At 74.3% G+C, this 1,277-nt stretch carries 1 protein-coding gene and 1 pseudogene; both read right to left on the reverse strand.

What is annotated here, in order from left to right; all coding sequences use genetic code 11:
- Window positions 1-653 (reverse strand): annotated as a pseudogene (locus ACWDX9_RS63410) (hypothetical protein); the annotation flags it as partial.
- A 68-nt stretch (window positions 654-721) separates the two neighbouring features.
- Window positions 722-1,277, reverse strand: a 556-nt coding sequence (locus ACWDX9_RS63415; RefSeq protein WP_449973471.1) for a VIT1/CCC1 transporter family protein, incomplete at its 5' end; no start/stop codon positions are given.

Raw genomic sequence — 1,277 nt, forward strand, 5'->3', positions numbered from 1 at the left:
GGCAGCTCGGTGTCGCCGCCGCCGTCGGGCGGCACGGCCGTGCGCTCGTCGCGCTGCCAGGTGCGCCGGGCGATCCACCACAGCAGCGCCACGACCAGCAGCGGGACGAGCGCGGTGACCGCCAGCCGCCGGGACGGCTCGTTGCCCCACAGCGCGCCGAGCCAGTGCACCCACACGGGCGCGGTGTCGTAGGTGCAGGCCCGCCCGGCCGCGGTGCACTGCCAGCCGACGAGGTCGACGCTGGCCCGCGTGACGGCCCCGACGAGGGTCCCGGTCAGCAGCAGGGCGAACAGCCGCTGCGCCGCCTCGGTCACGTGCCGCAGGCCCGTGCCGCGCGCGGGTCTGGGGAGCATGAAGTACGACAGGTTCGCCAGCGCGAACGGCAGCAGGAGCAGCCACAGGGCGATCGTCTTGCCGCCGGAGGTGAGACCGCCCCACGCGTACGCCTCCCGATGGCGGGAGTCCGGCACGTCCGCGTGCTCGCCGTCCGGCGGCCCGTCGGTCCACCAGCGCCGGTAGAACCCGGTGGTGCCGTCGCCCGCGACGATCCAGGGGTGGGGGTGGTTCAGCATGCCCTCGGGGGGTGTGCCGGAGACGCCGTGGACGCGCAGCTCGGTCACTCCCGAGCGGGTCTCGTCGAGGAATCCGTCCATGCCGACATGATCCGCCCAGGGAGACGTCACGTACAGTCACGAGAATGTCACACGTTCCCGGCGGGGTCTCACGAGACGGTGACGCCCAGAAGATTCCCCAGCCCGAACGTCACGGCGGCGGCCCCCGCACCCAGCGCGAGCTGGCGCAGCCCGCCCAGCCACCACGGCCGCGCGGTCATGCGCGCCACCGCCGCCCCGAACCCGAACAGCGCCAGCACGCTCACGATCATGGCGACGACCAGCCCGGACGCCCCGAACAGGAACGGCACCAGCGGCACCAGCGCCCCGGCCGCGAACGCTCCGAACGACGACGCGGCGGCCACGTACGGCGAGGGCAGGTCGTCGACGTCCACGCCCAGCTCCTCCCGCACGTGTACCCGCAGGGCCTGCTCGGGATCGGCCGACAGTCCCTCGGCCACCCTCCGCGCGAGGTCCGCGTCGAGCCCCTTCGCCCGGTACATCGCCGCCAGCTCCGCCTGCTCGCCCTCGGGATTGCGGGCCAGCTCCCGCCGCTCGACGGCGATCTCCGCCCGCATCAGCTCGGTCTGGGACTTCACCGAGGTGTACTCGCCGGCCGCCATGGAGCAGGCTCCCGCGATCAGCCCCGCGACCCCGGCCACCACC

The organism is Nonomuraea sp. NPDC003201 (assembly GCF_053590415.1).